At 73.7% G+C, this 17,758-nt stretch carries 13 protein-coding genes, 1 tRNA gene and 1 pseudogene; 4 read left to right on the plus strand and 11 right to left on the minus strand.

The features are described from left to right. Window position 1: 1 nt before the first annotated feature. Window positions 2-844 carry a YceI family protein gene (locus ACGFN2_RS05260; protein ID WP_393357673.1) on the plus strand — a complete coding sequence of 281 codons (843 nt, stop codon included), beginning with the start codon at window positions 2-4 and terminating at the stop codon, window positions 842-844. A gap of 52 nt (window positions 845-896) precedes the next feature. On the opposite strand, the gene ACGFN2_RS05265 is transcribed toward ACGFN2_RS05260, so the two are convergent. The 6 genes from ACGFN2_RS05265 to ACGFN2_RS05290 all read right to left on the minus strand — a co-directional run bounded on the left by ACGFN2_RS05265 (window position 897) and on the right by ACGFN2_RS05290 (window position 9,900). After that, entirely contained in the window at window positions 897-1,667 is a 771-nt protein-coding gene (locus tag ACGFN2_RS05265) for a TetR/AcrR family transcriptional regulator C-terminal domain-containing protein (RefSeq protein WP_393357675.1), read from the minus strand. Window positions 1,668-1,812: 145 nt separating this feature from the next. After that, window positions 1,813-3,396: an MFS transporter gene (locus tag ACGFN2_RS05270; RefSeq protein WP_393357677.1), complete on the minus strand. Its 1,584-nt coding sequence runs from the start codon at window positions 3,394-3,396 to the stop codon at window positions 1,813-1,815. Between the two features lie 156 nt (window positions 3,397-3,552). After that, window positions 3,553-5,904 (minus strand): ArnT family glycosyltransferase, encoded by a 2,352-nt coding sequence (locus tag ACGFN2_RS05275; RefSeq protein ID WP_393357679.1) that lies wholly within the window; start codon window positions 5,902-5,904, stop codon window positions 3,553-3,555. Next, window positions 5,901-7,217, minus strand: coding sequence for a glycosyltransferase (locus tag ACGFN2_RS05280; protein WP_393357681.1), 1,317 nt, complete (start codon window positions 7,215-7,217; stop codon window positions 5,901-5,903). Before ACGFN2_RS05280 ends, ACGFN2_RS05275 begins: the two co-directional genes overlap by 4 nt. 292 nt (window positions 7,218-7,509) lie before the next feature. Beyond that, window positions 7,510-9,138 (minus strand): sensor histidine kinase, encoded by a 1,629-nt coding sequence (locus ACGFN2_RS05285; protein ID WP_393357683.1) that lies wholly within the window; start codon window positions 9,136-9,138, stop codon window positions 7,510-7,512. A 6-nt stretch (window positions 9,139-9,144) separates the two neighbouring features. After that, on the minus strand, window positions 9,145-9,900 hold the full coding sequence (locus tag ACGFN2_RS05290) for a response regulator transcription factor (RefSeq protein WP_362604087.1): 756 nt from the start codon (window positions 9,898-9,900) through the stop codon (window positions 9,145-9,147). A 508-nt stretch (window positions 9,901-10,408) separates the two neighbouring features. Between ACGFN2_RS05290 and ACGFN2_RS05295 the strand changes: the two genes are divergently transcribed. Next, a complete protein-coding gene (locus tag ACGFN2_RS05295) occupies window positions 10,409-10,954 on the plus strand; it encodes an NADPH-dependent FMN reductase (RefSeq protein ID WP_362603915.1) in 546 nt (181 codons plus the stop codon). A gap of 40 nt (window positions 10,955-10,994) precedes the next feature. Here the strand turns inward: ACGFN2_RS05295 and ACGFN2_RS05300 are convergent, their stop codons facing one another. The 3 genes from ACGFN2_RS05300 to ACGFN2_RS05310 form a co-directional block, all read right to left on the minus strand. Further along, on the minus strand, window positions 10,995-11,870 hold the full coding sequence (locus tag ACGFN2_RS05300; RefSeq protein WP_362603917.1) for an amidohydrolase family protein: 876 nt from the start codon (window positions 11,868-11,870) through the stop codon (window positions 10,995-10,997). Between the two features lie 230 nt (window positions 11,871-12,100). Then, a complete protein-coding gene (locus ACGFN2_RS05305; protein ID WP_362603919.1) occupies window positions 12,101-12,994 on the minus strand; it encodes a DUF2797 domain-containing protein in 894 nt (297 codons plus the stop codon). Window positions 12,995-13,247: 253 nt separating this feature from the next. Beyond that, on the minus strand, window positions 13,248-14,306 hold the full coding sequence (locus ACGFN2_RS05310) for a GlxA family transcriptional regulator (RefSeq protein ID WP_393357686.1): 1,059 nt from the start codon (window positions 14,304-14,306) through the stop codon (window positions 13,248-13,250). Window positions 14,307-14,377: 71 nt separating this feature from the next. Between ACGFN2_RS05310 and ACGFN2_RS05315 the strand changes: the two genes are divergently transcribed. Next, window positions 14,378-15,178: an NAD(P)H-dependent oxidoreductase gene (locus ACGFN2_RS05315; RefSeq protein WP_393357688.1), complete on the plus strand. Its 801-nt coding sequence runs from the start codon at window positions 14,378-14,380 to the stop codon at window positions 15,176-15,178. A 60-nt stretch (window positions 15,179-15,238) separates the two neighbouring features. On the opposite strand, the gene ACGFN2_RS05320 is transcribed toward ACGFN2_RS05315, so the two are convergent. Further along, window positions 15,239-15,312: transfer RNA gene (locus ACGFN2_RS05320), tRNA-Met, on the minus strand. 218 nt (window positions 15,313-15,530) lie between these two features. Between ACGFN2_RS05320 and ACGFN2_RS05325 the strand changes: the two are divergent. Continuing rightward, window positions 15,531-15,926, plus strand: a pseudogene (locus ACGFN2_RS05325) (hypothetical protein); the annotation flags it as partial. Window positions 15,927-16,045: 119 nt separating this feature from the next. Here ACGFN2_RS05325 and ACGFN2_RS05330 read toward each other — a convergent pair. After that, window positions 16,046-17,758 (minus strand): caspase domain-containing protein, encoded by a 1,713-nt coding sequence (locus ACGFN2_RS05330; RefSeq protein ID WP_393357690.1) that lies wholly within the window; start codon window positions 17,756-17,758, stop codon window positions 16,046-16,048.

Genomic DNA, 17,758 nt, shown 5'->3' on the forward strand with positions numbered 1-17,758 from the left:
AATGACTTCGACGGGCGCGGGAGCTGCGGGACTGAGGGCCCAGGTCCGCACACGGGACGGCTGGGCGGTCCAGCACGCCGTACTGACCGTCACCGACATGACCGGCGCGCAGGTGCTGCGGGCCTCGGCGGACGACGAGGGCACCCTCCGCAGCGCGGAGCCGCTGCCGGCCGGCCCGTACACGGTCATCGTGACGGCCGTCGGCTACGCACCGGCCGCCGCCAGCGCGATCGTGACGGCCAGCGGCCGGATGGACGTGGGCACCGTCGTCCTGGCCCGGCAGGGCGGGGCCGAGCTGCCGCCGCCCGGCACCTGGACCATCGACCCGATGCACTCGACGGTGGCGGCGGTCGCCCAGCACCTGGGGATCTCCAGCGTGCACGGCCGGTTCACCGAGTTCAGCGGCCGGATCGAGATCGCCGAGGACCTCAGCGCCTCGCGGGTCGAGGCCGTCATCAAGGCCGCCTCCATCGACACCGGCAACGGGATGCGGGACGGCCATCTGCGCTCCGAGGACTTCCTGAACACCGAGGAGTACCCGGAGATCACCTACCGCAGCACGGGACTGGCACCGGCCGGGCCGGACCGCTGGACCGTGCACGGCGAGCTGTCGCTGCACGGTGTCGTCCGGCCGGTGGACCTGGCGCTGAGCTACCTCGGCACCGGCCCCGACCCGTGGGGCGGGGTGCGCGCCGCGTTCCGGGCCACCGCGGAACTGCGCCGCGAGGACTTCAAGATGAACTACAACCAGGTCGTGGCGGCCGGTATCGCGGCCATCGGAACCACGCTGAAGGTCGAGCTGGACGTCCAGGCGGTGCAGGGGGAGAGCCTGCCGACGGGGTGAGGCCTCCGGGTCTCCCCCGGGCCCCGGCCCGCGCCCGTCCGCCCCGCGCCCGTCACTCCCCCGCCCGGTCCCGCATCGCCTCGATGCCGGCGATCTGGAGGTCGAGGGCGAACGCGAAGTCGCGGTCGCGCATCTCCCGTACGGTGCTCCCGCCGCGGGCCGCCATGACCTTGGTGGTGTTCTCCACCGTCTGTGCGAACTCCGGACGGTTCCGGACCGAGGCCATGACCTGCTGGAAGTAGTCGTCGACGGGCATCCCCGCCTCCTCGCAGCGGGCGTTGAACAAGCCCTCGATGGTGGCGAAGCCGTAGACGAACTGGAAGACGGCGGAGAGCCCGCCGGTGATCTGCTGGAGCGACAGCCCGCTGTCCTTCATCACCCGCATGCTGGCGTCGGAGAAGGCGATCGAGTGCGGGCCGATGTTGATGTACGTGCCCAGCAGCCGGGCCACCCAGGTGTGGCCGGTGAGCAGCGTGCGGTACTCATGGGCCAGTGAGCGCAGATGGTCCCGCCAGTCCCGGCCGGTGTCGGCCTCGTCCGGCAGCCGCATCTCGCCCATGACGTGGTCCAGGGCGAGTTCCAGCAGGTCGTCCTTGGTGTCGACGTACCAGTAGACGGACATCGCGGTGACGCCCAGCTCGGCGGCGAGCCGGCGCATGGAGAACTTCGCCAGGCCCTCGGCGTCCAGCAGCCGGACCGTCGCCGCGACGATCTTGTCGCGGTCGAGTCCGGCCGGCTGGTCCGCCTTCCGTTTGAGCGGGGGGCTCTCGGTCAGCCAGACGCTGTTCGGCCGCTTCCCGGTACGGCCGTCCGTCGCTGCCATGGCGCCCCTCCCTGCCCGGAGCGTCTTCGACGTCCTGGGTGTCGTCGTCGGTGTCGTGTGCGGCGTCGTGGCCGGTGGACGGCGCGTACGGGGTGTCATACGCGCCGTCGGCACCCAACCGTTCACGATCATGTACCCGCCGATGCTATTCCGCCGCGGCGGCCGCCGGTTCCGCACCGGAGGAGGGGGCCGCCGCCGCGATGTCCTGGCCGGTGCGCTCGGCCCGGCGCAGCAGGACGGCGGCGACCAGCCCGCCGAGGAGCACCGCGGCCGCGCCGACCAGCTGGCTGGTGCCGATACCGGCGGCGAAGGCGTCGTGCACGGCGGCCCGTTCGGCGTCCGTACGGGTCCTGGCGAGCGCCGCGGGCAGCGAGCCGGCACCGGCGGCCACCAGCGGAAGCAGCGCGACGAAGCGGGAGTTGAGGACCGCGCCGAGGACGGCGACGCCGAGCCCCTGGCCGAACTCCATCAGCGTGCCGTTGACGCCCGCCCCCACCCCGGCCTTGGCCGGCGGGATCGCGGACATGATGGCGTTGGCCATGGTCGGCATGGCGAAGGCGACCCCGACGCCCATCACGATCAGGCCGGTCAGCATGCCGCCGTAGCTGTCGCCGCCGAGCAGGGCGATGGCGGCGAGACCGGCCGCGAGCAGCGACATCCCCGAGACGATCATTCCGGGGGTGCCGAGCCGGGGCAGCAGCCGCGCGCTCAGCCCGGTGAAGTTGATCAGGATGACGGTGACGGCGAGCGGCGCCATCCGCAGTCCGGCGTCCAGCGGGCCGTAGCCGAGGACCAGTTGCAGATGCTGGGTGAGCAGGAACATCGAGCCGCCCATGCCGAAGGCGACGAGGATGCCGCCGGAGACGGCCCCGATGAACCGGCGGTTGCGGAAGAAGTGCATGTCCAGCATCGGATACGGGACGCGCAGCTCCCACAGCACGAAGGCCGCGAGACCGATGAGGCCGATGGCGGCGGAGACCAGCACCCGCCCGGACAGCCAGCCGGTGACCGGCCCGGAGATGATCGCGAAGACCACCCCGACCATGCCGATCATGGACAGCACGGCACCCGGGAGGTCGACGGGCGTCCCCCCGGCCGGGCGCGCGCCGGGCCCGCCGCCGCTCGCGGACTCGGGGACCAGGGTGAGGACGGCGGCCAGCGACAGCACCGCGACCGGGAGGTTGACGAGGAACAGCGAGCCCCACCAGAAGTGGTCGAGCAGCGCACCGCCGATCAGCGGTCCGGCGGCGAAGCCGAGCGAGTTGACCGAGCTCCAGATGCCGATCGCCCGGGGGCGCTCCTCGTCGTCGAAGATCTGCATGACGACGGCGAGGGTGGTGGTCACCAGCAGCGCGCCGCCGACGCCCATCCCGGCGCGGGCGGCGATCAGCTGGCCGGGCGACTGGGCGAGGGCGGCGCCGAGCGAGGCGGCACCGAACAGCACCAGGCCGGCGGCGAGCATCTTCTTGCGGCCGTAGCGGTCCGCGGCGTTGCCCGCGGTGAGCAGCAGGCCCGACTGGACCAGCGCATAGGCGTTGATCATCCACTGCACGTCGGCGGTGCTCGCGCCCAGGTCCCCGGTGAGCGAGGGGATGGCGACGTTGAGGACGGTGTTGTCGAGGACGACCGTGAGCTGGGCGAGGCAGATGACGGCCAGGATCAGCCAGCGGGCGGCGGTCCGGCCCGGCGGCTGGAGTGTGGTGGTGGCGTCGGAGGCCACGGGGGACATACGGGCTCCCTGTCCGGTGTGGGCGTTGACTTACACCGTACAGGGAGCGCTATACGCCGTACATTTCCTTTTCGGCCGGGCGGGGCGGGCCCGGTTCCGGCCGCCCGGGCGGGGCGCGCCCCACCCGGGCCCACACCTCCTCGGTGACGCCCCCGGTCACGCCTTCCGGCTGGTCAGGTCGTAGAAGGTGGCGTCGCCGACGGTCACCTTCTTGAAGGTCTTCGTCACCCAGGCCGAGATCTTCGAGGCGTCGCCCCCGTTGCCACCGGGGCCGCGGCGTCCGCCCTCGACGAAGTAGTGGATCTTGCCGTCCGCGACGTACTCCTTGAACCGGGCGAGGGTCGGCGACGGGTCGCTCCCGTTGAAGCCGCCGATCGCCATCACCGGCTTCTCGGTGGCGAGTTGGTAGCTCGCTGCGGTCTGGGAGCCGATGGCCGCGGCGGCCCAGGTGTAGTCGTCCGCGTCCTTCTCCAGCAACGCCTTGGCCCGGTCGCTCACCTCGGCGCCGTTGAGCAGCCCGCCCATACCGCCCATCCGGCCGCCGCCCTCACCGAAGCGGCCCATACCGCCGGGGAAGCCGCCCCGGCCGCCCGGCCACCCCTGGGCACCCGGCGCGGGGAACCGCCCCTGGGCACCATGCTGGTTCCGGCCTTGCTTCTGGCCTTGCTTCTGTCCCGGGTTGGTGCCCTGCGGGCCGCCCGGGGGCCGGCCCTGGCCCTGGCCGGCGCCCTGGCCCTGACCTGCGCCCGGAGCGCCGCCGGGTGCACCGCCCGGAGCGCCGCCCTGCGCGCCTCCCTTGCGGCCGGGCATCCCGCCGCCCGGGAACCCTCCGCCCGGCCCGCCCATACCGCCGCGCACCGTGGGACCGGCCGTGACGATGGACCCGCCCTTGGCCGTGTTGACCGTGTCGAGCGTGTACGCCACCGGACCGGCCAGCGCCGTCACCACCCCGAGCCCGGCCGCGACCACCGCGAGCCGCCGACCCGCCCACAACGGCGCACCACCGGCCACGGGCGCCCCGTCCACAGCGGGCACCTCGTCCGGAGCCATCGCCCCCGCCGCGGCCGCCGCCTCCTCCTGCGCCGCCGCCTCCTTCGGTGCCACGGCCCCCCTCCGTGCCGACAGCAGCAGTCCCAGCGCCGCCGGCAGGCCGAGCGCGGCCACCGTCCAGCGCAGCCACGGCAGCCAGTCCGGGGAGCGGTTGAGCAGCACGAACGACCATCCGGCGGTCACCGCCACCGTCCCGGCCAGGACGTACGCCGCGAGCCGTCCGCCGCGCCGCCACAACAGCGCCGACCCCATCCCGACCAGCGCCGCGACATACGGGGCCAGCGCGATGTTGTAGTACTGGTGGAAGATCCCGGACATGAAGCTGAAGGTCGTGAAGGTCATCAGCAGCGCGCCGCCCCAGACCAGGAACTCCGTGCGCTGAGCGGCCTGTTCGGCGGCCACCGCACGCCGCGCCCGCCACAGCACCGCCACCGCCGCGACCAGCAGGATCAGCGCCGCGGGCAGCAGCCACGAGATCTGCCCGCCCATGTCGGACGAGAACAGCCGGGTGATCCCGGTCTCGCCCCAGCCGCCACCGCCGCCACCGGGGCGGCCGCCGCCCCCGACGCTGCCCGTCTCGTTGCCGGTGATCCGCCCGAAGCCGTTGTAGCCGAAGGTCAGCTCCAGGAAACTGTTGCCCTGCGACCCGCCGATGTACGGGCGCGAGGCGGCCGGCCACAGCTCGACGAGCGCCACCCACCAGCCGCCGGACACCACGAGCGCCAGCCCGGCGAGCAGCAGCTGACCGAACCGCCGGCGCAGCGCGACCGGCGCACAGCAGGCGTAGACGACGGCGAGCGGCGGCAGGATCAGCCACGCCTGCAGCGTCTTGGTGAGGAACCCGAGCCCGAAGCAGATCCCGGCCAGCACCAGCCACTTCGTCCGGCCGTGCTCCAGTGCGCGCAGCACGCAGGCGACCGCGCAGACCATCAGCAGGCACAGCAGCGCATCGGGGTTGTTGAACCGGAACATCAGCGCCGCGACCGGCGTCACCGCCAGCGTCGCGCCCGCGAGCAGCCCCGCCCCCGCGCCGAACCGCCGCCGTACGGCCCCGTGGAGCACCCCGACCGCCGCCACGCCCATGAGCGCCTCGGGCACCAGGATCGCCCACGAGCTGAGCCCGAAGAGCCGTACGGACAGCGCCATCGGCCACAGCGCGGCCGGCGGCTTGTCGACGGTGATGGAGTTCGCGGCGTCGGACGAACCGAAGAAGAAGGCCTTCCAGCTCTCGCTGCCGGCCTGTACGGCGGCCGAGTAGAACTGGTTGGCGTACCCGGAGGAGGACAGGCTCCAGAGGTAGAGCACCGCGGTGACCAGCAGCAACGCCAGCAGTGCGGGCCGCTCCCAGCGCGCGGCCGGCTCCGGTGCCAGGGGCGCCGGGAGCCCGGCGGCCGGTGCGCTCCCCTGTGCGGCGGTCGGCGGCGGGGCGGGTGTGCCGGGCCGGTGCTGCGGGGTCATCGAGTGCTCCTGGTGAGGTCGTTGTCGTACGAGGGGTGCGCCGGCGCGGCTGCTTCGTCCCGCCGGTCGCGGTCCGGGAAGACCCAGGCGCGGAAGAGCAGGAACCGCAGCACCGTCGCCGCGAGGTTGGCGGCCACCAGCACCGCGAGTTCGGTGCCGTGCGAGGCGGTGCCGCCGGCCGCTTCGAGGGCGGCGAGGGAGCCGCTGGTCAGCACCAGTCCGATGGCGAAGACCACCAGGCCCTGGGCCTGATGGCGGACCGCCCGGTGCCGGCCGCGCACCCCGAAGGTCAGCCGCCGGTTGGCGGCCGTATTGGCCAACGCCGACAGCAACAGCGCCGCCGCGTTGGCCAGTTGGGCGCCCGTGCCGAGGCGGAAGAAGGAGAAGAGGGCGAGGTAGAGCAGGGTGCTCAGCCCGCCGACGACACAGAAGCCGACCAGCTGGCGGGCCAGCCCGCCGGGCACACCGGCCAGCTCACGGTCCCGCGGATCGTCCCCGAACGGCCGGGCGAGCCGGTCCAGCGGCAGCCCGCCGGTCGCCAGCGCCCGCCCCACCCGCCACACGCCCTTGAGGTCGTCGGTGGCCGTCCGCACCAGCTGCACGGTGCTGTGCGGGTCGTCGACCCAGTCCACCGGCACCTCGTGAATCCGCAGCCCGGCCCGCTCCGCGAGCACCAGCAACTCGGTGTCGAAGAACCATCCGGTGTCCTCGACCATCGGCAGCAGCCGCTCGGCGACCTCGCCGCGGATCGCCTTGAACCCGCACTGCGCATCGGAGAACCGGGCGGCGAGCGAGCCCCGCAGGATGAGGTTGTACGTCCGCGAGATGAACTCCCGCTTCGGCCCCCGCACCACCCGCGCGCTGCGGCTGAGCCGGGAGCCGATCGCCAGGTCCGAGTGCCCGGAGATCAGCGGCGCCACCAGCGGCAGCAGCGCGTTGAGGTCGGTGGACAGATCGACGTCCATATAGGCCAGCACCGGCGCCTCGGAGAGCGACCAGACCGTACGCAGCGCCCGCCCGCGCCCCTTCTGCTCCAGCCGCACCGCGGTGACCTCGTCGAGCGCCTCGTCGAGCCGCGCGGCGACCTCCGGCGTCCGGTCCGTGCTCGCGTTGTCCGCGATGGTGATCCGGAACCCGTACGGGAAGGTCCGGGCAAGGTGCTCACGCAACCGCCGCACACAGGTTTCGAGGTCCCGCTCCTCGTTGTAGACGGGTATCACCACATCGAGAACGGTCGCGATCTGACCGAGCCGCACATGCTCACGCGGCGGCAGGGAGCCCAGCGGTACGCGGGCCGGCTGTGTCGTCGTCATGAGACGACACTCACCACCCCCGCTGTCACGTCCGTGTGCTGTGCCTGTGTCCGGGCTGTGAGTGCCCCCGGGGGGCGGGGGCCGGGGGTGTGACCTGGGGTGGGCCGGCTCTGGGGCGCGGGGGCTGCGTCTGGGGCGCGGGCTGCTCTCTCCGTTCAACGGGGCGCACGAGCCCACCGGCGCACGCCCCCACCCACCGTTTTCCCACCCCCCAACGGGAGGGGACGGGCCGGAGGGGCAGGGGTGTGGGACGTAGAGCGAAGCAGTCCCACACCCCTGCCCCGGAGGCCCGTCACCGCACCCCGACAGCCCCGCGCAGCGGCCCGGCGCCCTCAGACGGCAACGTCACCGAGAACACGGTCCGCCCCACCACGCTCCCCACCCGCACCGTCCCACCGTGCGCCGCCACCACCGCCTGCACAATGGCAAGCCCCAACCCCGTACTCCCAGCGGCCCTCGACCGCGACGCATCCCCCCGGGCGAAGCGCTCGAAGACATGCGGCAGCAACTCCGCCGGAATGCCCGGCCCGTCGTCCTGAACCTCCAGCTCCACGGCCCCGCCGCTCCCGGCGGCCCCGCCCGCGACGGCCCGCACCCGAGCAGTCACCGTGGTCCCCTCCGGGGTATGCGTACGCGCATTGGCCAGCAGGTTCACCAGAATCTGGTGCAACCGTCCGGCATCGCCGTACACCAGCGCCGGCTCCTCGGGCAGCTCCAGCCGCCACCGGTGACCGGGCCCGGCCACCCGCGCGTCGCTCACCGCGTCGACCACCAACGGCGACAGATCGGTGCGCGCGTGGGCGAGCGGGCGCCCGGAGTCCAGCCGGGCGAGCAGCAGCAGGTCCTCCACCAGCCCCGTCATCCGCTCGGCCTCCGACTCGATCCGTCCCAGGGCGTGCCGGGTCTCCGGTCCGGGCTGTTCCCGCCCGCGCCGGGTCAGCTCGGCGTAGCCCCGGATCGACGCGAGCGGGGTACGCAGCTCATGGCTGGCGTCGGCGACGAACCGCCGCACCCGGGTCTCGCTCTCCTGCCGGGCCGCGAGCGCCGAACCGACGTGCCCCAGCAGCCGGTTCAGCGCCGCCCCGACCTGCCCCACTTCGGTACGCCCGTCCGACTCGGACGCCGGGACCCGGACATGGAGCGCCACCTCGCCCCGGTGGAGCGGGAGTTCGGAGACGCGGGTGGCGGTCGCGGCGACCCGGCGCAGCGGCCGGAGCGCGATCCCGACCATGGCCGATCCCGCGAGCCCGGCCGCGGCCAGCCCGGCGGCCGTCACACAGGCCTCGATGAGGACGAGCCGGCCGACGGTCTTCTGGACATCGGTGAGCGGCATGCCGAGCACCAGAGTGCCGTTGTCCTTGGCGGACGCGACCCGGTAGTCACCGAGTCCGGGCAACTCGGCGGTGTGCGGACGGCCGTCCCGCGGGACCGAGTTCAGCGCCCTGACCTGCGCGCGGGTCAGCTTCGCCAGCCGGTCCTCGGGCATCCGTCCGGTCGGGTTGTCCAGCTTCGCGCCGTCCGTGACCCTCCCGTCGGGCCCGACCCGCCCGCCCACCGACCCGAGCGGCTGACCCCCCATCGCCACGAATTCCAGACCGTCCTGGGGCGGCATCGGGTCATGGGGGCGCATGAACTGGGCACGGAGCACGGAATCCCGCAGCCGTACGTCCAACTCCCCCTGCATGTAGGAGTACAGGGCGAGGGTCGTCACCGTCCCGATGACGGCACCGACGACAGCGATCAGAGCCACCGCCGACACCACGAGCCGCGTCCGGAGCGACCACCGGCGGCGGGGGGCACGGGCCGCCTCAGGCGGCTGGGGCGGCTGGGGCGGCGTGGGCGGCTCAGGCGGCCCGAGCGGCTCGGCGGCCTCGGCCGGAGCGGGCCCCGGGACGGTACTGGGGACAGGCTTCCCACCCATCGCCCGCTACCCGCCCGGCTTGATCAGATAGCCCGCACCCCGGCGGGTGTGGATCATCGGCGCCCGCCCCACGTCGATCTTCCGCCGCAGATACGAGATGTACAGCTCCACGACGTTGGCCTGCCCGCCGAAGTCATAGCTCCAGACCCGGTCGAGGATCTGGGTCTTGCTCAGCACCCGCCGTGGATTGCGCATCAGATAGCGCAGCAGCTCGAACTCGGTGGCCGTCAGATGGATCTCCTGGCCGTCCCGCCACACCTCGTGACTGTCCTCGTCGAGCACCAGATCGCCCACCGTCAGGCGCGATTCGCTGCGCGCCGCTGCCGCCCCGGCCCGGCGCAGCAGCCCCCGCAGCCTGGCCACCACCTCTTCGAGGCTGAACGGCTTGGTGACGTAGTCGTCGCCGCCCGCCGTCAGTCCGGCGATCCGGTCCTCGACCGCGTCCTTGGCGGTGAGGAACAGCACCGGTACGTCCGGGAGTTCGCGCCGCAGCCGCCCGAGCACGGTCAGCCCGTCCATGTCCGGCAGCATCACATCGAGCAGCACCGCGTCCGGCCGCCAACTACGGGCACAGCGCAGCGCACCGGCGCCGTCCCCCTCCGCGCGGATGTCCCAGCCCTCGTAGCGCAGCGCCAGCGACAACAGATCGGCGAGCGAGGACTCGTCGTCCACGACCAGCACCCGTACAGGACTGCCGTCGGGCCGCAGCAGCTCCGGCTGCTTACCGGGCGCGCCCCTGGAGGACGACGCCGGAGCCGGCATACGAAACGACGCTGAGGACGAAGAAGTCACGGTCATGCCCGGAGCCTGACCGCCCGCCGTGAAAGCACCCTTGCGGCTTCCTGTGAATCTCCTGAGAATCCGCCATGCTTCTGCCGCCCCCTTCCCTCCCCCCCGGGGCTCAGCCCCACCCCACCCCGTCGCACCCCGCCCCGTCGCGCGACGCCCCACTACGGACCCGACCCGCTCCCCCGAACCGGCCTCCCCCGCCCCGCAGTTCCCCCCGCCCGGACGCCCCTCCCCCTCGTCCGACCGATGTGGACCGACCTGGGCCGCCCCCCGCGCGGCCCAGGTCGATCACCACTTCTTAAGCATCGCACCCACCACTGACAATCGCCCTGACCAGCGCATTCCTTCCCTCAGACACCACCTCCGGCTCCCGGACCCGCACCCGCCGAAAGCCCCGCCCGCCCCACCTCGCGTCCGCCTCACCACACCCGTCCGCCCCGCGCCGCCGCACCCCACCCCGGGCACCCCGTACCGTCGCCCCATGAGACTCATCGCCCTCTCCGGCAGCCTGCGTGCGCGCTCCTCCAACGGTGCGGTGCTGCGCTCCGCGCTCACCTTCTGGGACGGCCCGACCGCCACCGCGGACATCGGCGCGCTCCCGCACTTCAACCCCGATCTGGACGGCGAGGACGCCACGCCCCCCGCCCCGGTCGCCGCCCTGCGCTCCGCCGTCGCGTCCGCCGACGCCCTGCTCGTCGTCAGCCCCGAATACGCGCACGGGGTCCCCGGCGCCCTCAAGAACGCGCTCGACTGGCTGGTCAGCAGCGGCGAGTGCGTCAGCAAGCCGGTCGCGGTGATCACCGCCTCGCCGTCCGCCGCCGGCGGTGACCACGCCAACGCCCAGCTCCGCGAGGTGCTGCGGATGATGACCGGCGAGGTCGTGACGGGAGCCTGCCGCGAGATCCCCGCCATCGGCCCGAAGATCGACCCCACTACGGAACGCGTGACGGACGAGGCCACACTCGCCGACCTGGGCACGGCCATGGCTCATCTGGCCGCGGCCGCCACCCCGCTCACCGCACCATGACGGCGGCCCGCCCCGCCGACCGCCACCGCGGCCGCCCCGCTCACACGCCGAACAGCCGTGCCGCGTTCCCGTGACAGACCCCGCGCAGCCAGTCGTCCCCCAGCTCCAGCCCGGCCAGTACCTCCAGCGCATGGGCGTACCCGTAGGGGATGTTGGGGAAGTCGCTGCCGAACAGCACCCGTTCGCCGAGGTCCCTGAGCCGGCCGCGTTCCGCCCGCGGGAACGGCGCGTCCCGCTCGGCGAAGTCCGTGAACGCCATGGTCGTATCGAGGTGCACACCCGGATAGCGCTGCGCGAGGTCCAGGAAGTCGGCGTACTCCGGCATCCCCAAGTGGGCGACGATCAGCCGCAGCCGGGGGTGGCGGGCCAGCAGCCGGGCGATCGGCTCGGGCCCGGTGTGCTTGCCCGGCACCGGCCCGGACCCGCAGTGGGTGACGACCGGCACCCCGGCCTCGGCGAGGGCGCCCCACACGGGGTCGAGCAGCGCGCCCGCCGGGTCGTACCCGCCCACCTGCACATGCGCCTTGAACACCCGTGCCCCGTCGGCGAGTTCGGCACGTACGTACTCCGCCGCGCCGTCCTCCGGGAAGAACGTCGCGGTCCGCAGGCAGTCCGGCGTACGGGACGCGAAGTCGGCCGCCCAGCCGTTCAGCCACCGCGCCATCCCCGGCTTGTGCGGATAGATCATCGAGGTGAAGGCGCGTACGCCGAAGCCGCGCAGCACCGCCAGCCGCTCGTCCTCCTCGTACCGGTAGGCGATCGGCCACTCCCGGTTCACCAGGGGACCGGCCGCGTCGAAGTACGCCCAGACCTTCGCCATCACCCGCTCGGGCATGAAGTGCGTATGCACGTCGATCAGCCCCGGCAGCCCCAACTCCCGCCAGAACGCGCCGACCCGCTCATCCCCGTCCGCCACCCGGCCCCTCCCTCACCGTCCGCCCTCAGGGTCCGGCCCCTACGGCCCCCTTACGGCCCCGCCCCTACGGCGCGAACCGGTACACGCCAGGCGAGGCGGCACCGACCGGCACCACCCAGCCGTGGCAGGGCCACACAGCCCGCTGAGCCACACCGGACCGCCCCTACCTGCACTGAGTCACACCTGCCCGCCTCACTACCTGCACGCACCATCCAAACGCCCGCACCCCCTCAGAACAACCCCTCCTGTCCCCCGGCTCCCTCCCGCTCCCCGTCCCCCGCCCCGCGCACCGCGGCCCGCACCGGAACCGTCGTCACCCGCCCCACGGCGGCCCCCAGCACCCACCCCGACAACAGCCGCGCATCCAGCACCGCGACCCCACCCCCGGCCGCGTCCCCCTCCCCGGTCCCGCGCCCGCTCCCGCCCTCGGCACCGCCACCGGACCCGCCCCCGGCCAACCGCAGATACACATCGGACCCGACCCCGGTCAGCACCTCCCCCACGACCTCCGCCCCGGGCGTCATCCCGCCCAGCTCCGCCACCTCCCCCGGAATCCGGTCGAGCCCGAACAGCTCCGTATGGTCGGCGCAGACGAACTCCACCGGCTCCAGCGTCTCGGGCCAGCCCGCCAACTCCCGTGCAGCCCCGTGCAGTTGAGCCAGCTCGTCGGCCCGGTCCGACAGCGGCGGCAGCGCCCCGCGCGCCGCCCGCTTGGCCGCCTTCGTGAACCGGTCGGGCACCGCCAGCGCGCTCCCCAGCAGCGCCTCCGCCCGCCGCGCCGCCATCAACGGCCCCCGGCCCAGCCAGGCGTACGCCACCGCCCCCTGCTCCACCAGCCGGGCCGGGCCGCGCTCGGCGGCCGTGATCCCCACCTTGAGCAGGCCGGGGCCGAAGTAGGCGAGGTAGACGGCGTACGGACGCGGATCGTCGGCCATGGTGTCCGCGGCCACCGAACGCGACCGGTCCAACTGGGCGCAGCGCGCACACTGGTCCCTGGCACTCGCACCGTCGAGCACCGCCCCGTACGGGCACACGATCCAGCGACCGGCCCGCCACACCCCCAGGCACAGCCGCTCGCCCCGCGCGGCGAAGGCCAGCGGCTTGCCCGCGGGGAGCGGACTCACCCGCGCCTCGCCCCGCTCCGCGCAATACCAGCCGAGCCGCTGCCCGAACCGCCCCTCCGGCCCCGGCCCCGGCCCGCCACCCGACCAGCGCGGTCCCGTACATCGCCACACACCGCCAGCGTACGACCACCCACTGACAACGCCACCCGCCCGGCCCCGGCGCCCCGCACACCCCTCAGCCGACCGACCACGCCCCGCGCCCCACCGGCCCCCAGAGCCCCACCTCAACGCCCCTCCTCAACCACCAACCCCCTCAAGCCACCACCCCAGCCGCGCCCCCACCCCCCGGCCCCCGGAACGTGCTCCGATAGGCGCGCGGCGACACCCCCAGCGCCGACTGCAGATGCTGCCGCAGCGAGGCCGCCGTCCCGAAGCCCGCCTCCGCCGCGATCCGGTCCACCGTCAGGTCCGTCTCCTCCAGCAACTGCCGGGCCCGCTCGATGCGTTGCCGGGTCAGCCACTGGAGCGGCGAGACGCCGGCCTCCTCCCGGAACCGCCGGGTGAAGGTCCGTACGCTCATCGACTCCCGCGCCGCCAGCTCCCGCAGGCTCAGCGGCCGGTCCAGATGCTCCAGCGCCCAGGCCCGCGCCACCCCGGTGGACGAGATCTGCGGCTCCGGCACCGGCCGCCGGATGTACTGCGCCTGCCCGCCCTCCCGGTGTGGCGGCACGACCGTCCGCCGCGCCACATCGTTGGCCACCGCCGCCCCGTGGTCGCACCGGACCATGTGCAGACACAGATCGATCCCGGAGGCGACCCCGGCCGCCGTCAGCACCCCGCCCTCGTCCGTGTACAGCACGTCGGGGTCCAGCTCGACCGCCGGGAACAGCCGCCGGAAGTCCGCCACCGACCGCCAGTGGGTGGTCGCCCGCCTCCCGTCCAGCAGCCCGGCCGCGGCCAGCACGAACGCCCCCGTGCAGGTCGACGCGATCCGCGTCCCGGGCCTGATCCGCCGCAGCGCCCCGGCCATCGCCGGAGTCAGCCGCCCGGCGCTCCGCTCCGCACCGGCTTCGTAGTCCGTCCCGGACGCCGGTACGACCACGGTGTCGGCCTCCGCGAGCGCCTCCGGGCCATGCGCGACGTTCACCGTGAAGTCCGTGTCCGTGCGCACCTCGCCGGGCTCCAGCGCGCAGGTCACCAGCTCGTACAGCCGCTCCCCGGCCGCCGACCGGGCCTCCCCGAAGATCCGGTGCACGATGCCCACCTCGATCGGCAGCATCCCGTCCCGCACCAGCACCACGACCCGGTGCCGCCGCCCGCTCCCCGGCCCGGCCGCGCCACCCCCACCGCTGCCACGCTCCATGACACCCATGGCCCGATCCTTGCACACTATGACCATCGGGCCACTCGTCCGGACGCCCGCACCCGCGCAGGGTGGACGTCATGAAGGTCCTCTGGCTGTTCGCCCACCCCGACCAGCGCTCCCTGAGCAGCGCCCTCAAGGACGAGGGCCTCCGCGCCCTCGACGCCCAGGGACACCAGCACCGGGTCTCCGACCTGTACGCCATGAAGTGGAACCCGGTGGTCGACGCCGCCGACTACGCCCACGACCCGGCCGACCGCCTCAAGGTCGGCGAGGCCTCGGAACGCGCCTATACGGACGGCCACTTGGCCCCCGACATCCGCGCCGAGCAGCACAAACTCGACTGGGCGGACACCCTGGTCGTGCAGTTCCCCCTCTGGTGGTACGGAATGCCGGCCATCCTCAAGGGCTGGTTCGACCGCGTCCTCGTCAAGGGCTTCGCCTTCGGCCTCACCGACGCCGCCACCGGCCGCCCCCTGCGCTACGGCGACGGCAGACTCACCGGCAAGCGCGCCATGGTCATCACCACCGCCGGTGCCCGCGCCGCCACCCTCGGCCCGCGCGGCGTCAACGGGGACCTCAACGACCTCCTCTTCCCCCTCCAGCACGGCACCCTCTGGTACACCGGGATGTCCGTCGTCCCGCCCCTGCTGATCCCCGGCGCGGACCGCACCACCCCGACCGCGTACGCGACCGCCGCCACCCGCCTGCGCGAGCGGCTGCGCACCCTCCCCACCACGGAGCCGCTCCCGTTCCGCCACCAGAACGGCGGCGACTACGACGACGAGCTGCTGCTCCACCCCGACCTGGCCCAGCTGCCCCCGCCCCGCACCGGCCCGGCCGTCCACTACACGGCCCCGCCGCCCCCGGCCCACGGATGAACGGCAGCACAAAAAGCCGCAGGCCCGGTGGAATCTCTTCCACCGGGCCTGCGGCGTCAGTAGCGGGGACAGGATTTGAACCTGCGACCTCTGGGTTATGAGCCCAGCGAGCTACCGAGCTGCTCCACCCCGCGTCGGTGAAATGAACACTACGCGACTCCTCCACCAATGCCTAATCGTTTTCCTCCCGCCCCTCCCCCCACGCGCCAACTTCCGTTCAAAACGGCCCTATTGACCCCATTCTTGGCAAACTGGCGCCATGACCCCAACCCACCCCAAGCAGTCCACCCACCCCACCTCCACCGCAGCAGCCCCCGCAGAATCCGCCCACCCGGCACGCCCGCTCCACCTGATCGCGGTCGCCGGCAACAGCCCCGGTGTCGGCAAGTCGACGCTCTGCCGTTCCCTGGCCGACTGGACGAAGGGCACCGGAGCCGCCGTCGACCACTTCGAGGAGGCCGACATCCTCACCCGGCCCGCCTTCCGCCCCGTCGCCGAGGAGTTCGCCGACGGCGCCCACAGCGTCCGCCCCGAGACCCTGATCGCGGCCACCCGCGCCTACGTCGCCGAGTCCCGCGCCGCCGGCATCGACGTCCTGGTCACCGACGCCCTGCTCCCCTTCATCCCGTCCCTGGTGGCCTGGGGCCATGACGAGCCCGCCCTCGCCCGGTTCCTGGGCGAGCTGGCCACCGCCGTCGAACCGGCCCGGGTGACCGTGGTCTACGTCCAGGACGACCCCGAGACCGCCCCCTGGCCCCCGTACTGGACGCCACCCTCTGACCCCGCCTACAGACGCCCCCGGTCCCGCCACGCCACACGACGGCGCCGGCCCGACGCCCGACAACCGACGCCATCGCCGGCGCCGTCTCAGCCCCGCTGGATGCCCTCCGTATCGAGCAGCAACCCCCGCCGTCCGTCCTGGCATTGCGCGAGGAGCGCCGTCCCGCGCTGCTCGACGGCGAGGTACCAGGTGCCGGGCGCCAGTTCGGCCACCGGCTCCAGGGAGCCGTCCGGGCTCAGGATCTCGCGGGGCGCGGGGACGGCGAACCAGAACGGCTGGAAGTCCGGTTCCGGGGCGGACGACACGGCCTCGGCCAGGCTCTTGGCCTTGCGCAGGTTTTGCTTGGCCTCGATCGTCGCAAGGACGCCGTCCCCGTGCTGGATGCCGTCCATGTCGTGCAGCAGTCCCCGGCGGCCGTCCTCGGTCCGCGCGATGAGGGCCCCTTCGCGCTGCCCGACAGCGAGGTACCAGACGCCCGGCACCAGCTCCGCCACGGCCTTCCGGGGCCGGGAGCCGTCCTCACGCACGAGCTGGCGGGCCTCCGGGACGGCGAACCAGAACGGCTCGAAGCCCGGCGCCCCGGCGCCCGGCCCCACGTCGCTGTAGTAGCCGCGCTCGATCCCCTCCGCGTCCAGCAGCAGCCCCCGGTTCCCCTCCTCGGTCTGCACCACGAGGGCCTTCCCCCGCTGCTCGACGGCGAGGTACCAGCTCCCCGGCACCAGCTCCCCGACCGGCCCCAGGGAGCCGTCCTGCCCCATGAGCGGCCGCGTGGCCGGCACGGCGAACCAGACCGGCTGGAAGGCCGGGTCGGCGGCGGCGGCCAGGGCGTTCGCCAGCCGCTGTGCGGTCTCCACCGTCTGGAGGGCGCGCCGCTCCGCCTCCTCCCGCAGCTCCTCGGTCTCCCGCCGCAACCGCTCCGCCCGCCACTCCATCTCCGCGAGCCGCCGCTCCGCCTCGCTCTCCCGCGCGGCCAGACTCTCCGAGCCGGACGAAGACGGCGCCCCGGCCCCGCCCTGCGCGGCTCCCCCCGACCCGTCCCCCTCTGCCGCGCCCCCCTCCGGTACGGCCCGGTTGCGGGCGATCGCGATACGGCCCCCGGTGTTGCGGTTGCGCTGCTGGGGCACCGGCCGGGACCTGCTCGCCAGCCGCCCGCGAAGGTGCCGGTAGAGGGTGTCCATGTCGAGCGGATCGGGCCGGTCCGGCACCCCCTGGGTCAGCGTCGTGATCAGCTCACCGGTGAACGCCGTGTAGGTCTCCCCGGGCGGCGACAGCGCGGGCCGGGTCTCGGCGGAGGCCGTCAGCAGGCAGGTCCCCTCGACGACCGCCTGGTCCGCGATGTGCTCGCTGGCACTCATCCGCCCCAGCAGCGCGCGTCCGCTGTAACAGCAGTCGAGGATCACCACGGTCCGCTGGGCCCCCGCCTGCTGGTCCAGCACCGCCCGGCGCAGATACTCGTACCGCAGCGAGGTGTACTCACGTTCCTGGTCCGAGTCGGGCAGGGCGAGGTAGAGCTCGTCGGTGTGCAGGTCGGTGAGACCGTGCCCGGCGTAGTAGACGAGCAGCGTGTCCCGGGCCTTACGGGCCCGCTCCCGCACCGTGTCCAGCACCTGCCCGGCACTTCCGGGCTGCGAGAGCACCGTGCACGCCTCGGCGGGCAGCCCCCACACCGCGGGATCGGTCAGCGCGTCCCGCAGCCCCTCCAGATTCCGGGCGACCGCCGGCAGCTTCTCCAGGTGGGCGTAGTCGTGCACGCCGACCAGTACGGCCTCCGAGCAGGCCGGGTCCGACAAGACCGCCAC

The sequence above is a fragment of the Streptomyces sp. NPDC048612 genome (genome assembly GCF_043199295.1).
Lineage (GTDB): Bacteria > Actinomycetota > Actinomycetes > Streptomycetales > Streptomycetaceae > Streptomyces.

Bases quoted from the DNA above. Each gene is read 5' to 3' on its own strand.
- ACGFN2_RS05260 (WP_393357673.1), top strand. From the start codon at position 2: ATGACTTCGACGGGCGCGGGAGCTGCGGGACTGAGGGCCCAGGTCCGC.
- ACGFN2_RS05265 (WP_393357675.1), bottom strand. From the start codon at position 1,667: ATGGCAGCGACGGACGGCCGTACCGGGAAGCGGCCGAACAGCGTCTGG.
- ACGFN2_RS05270 (WP_393357677.1), bottom strand. From the start codon at position 3,396: ATGTCCCCCGTGGCCTCCGACGCCACCACCACACTCCAGCCGCCGGGC.
- ACGFN2_RS05275 (WP_393357679.1), bottom strand. From the start codon at position 5,904: ATGACCCCGCAGCACCGGCCCGGCACACCCGCCCCGCCGCCGACCGCC.
- ACGFN2_RS05280 (WP_393357681.1), bottom strand. From the start codon at position 7,217: ATGACGACGACACAGCCGGCCCGCGTACCGCTGGGCTCCCTGCCGCCG.
- ACGFN2_RS05285 (WP_393357683.1), bottom strand. From the start codon at position 9,138: ATGGGTGGGAAGCCTGTCCCCAGTACCGTCCCGGGGCCCGCTCCGGCC.
- ACGFN2_RS05290 (WP_362604087.1), bottom strand. From the start codon at position 9,900: ATGCCGGCTCCGGCGTCGTCCTCCAGGGGCGCGCCCGGTAAGCAGCCG.
- ACGFN2_RS05295 (WP_362603915.1), top strand. From the start codon at position 10,409: ATGAGACTCATCGCCCTCTCCGGCAGCCTGCGTGCGCGCTCCTCCAAC.
- ACGFN2_RS05310 (WP_393357686.1), bottom strand. From the start codon at position 14,306: ATGGGTGTCATGGAGCGTGGCAGCGGTGGGGGTGGCGCGGCCGGGCCG.
- ACGFN2_RS05315 (WP_393357688.1), top strand. From the start codon at position 14,378: ATGAAGGTCCTCTGGCTGTTCGCCCACCCCGACCAGCGCTCCCTGAGC.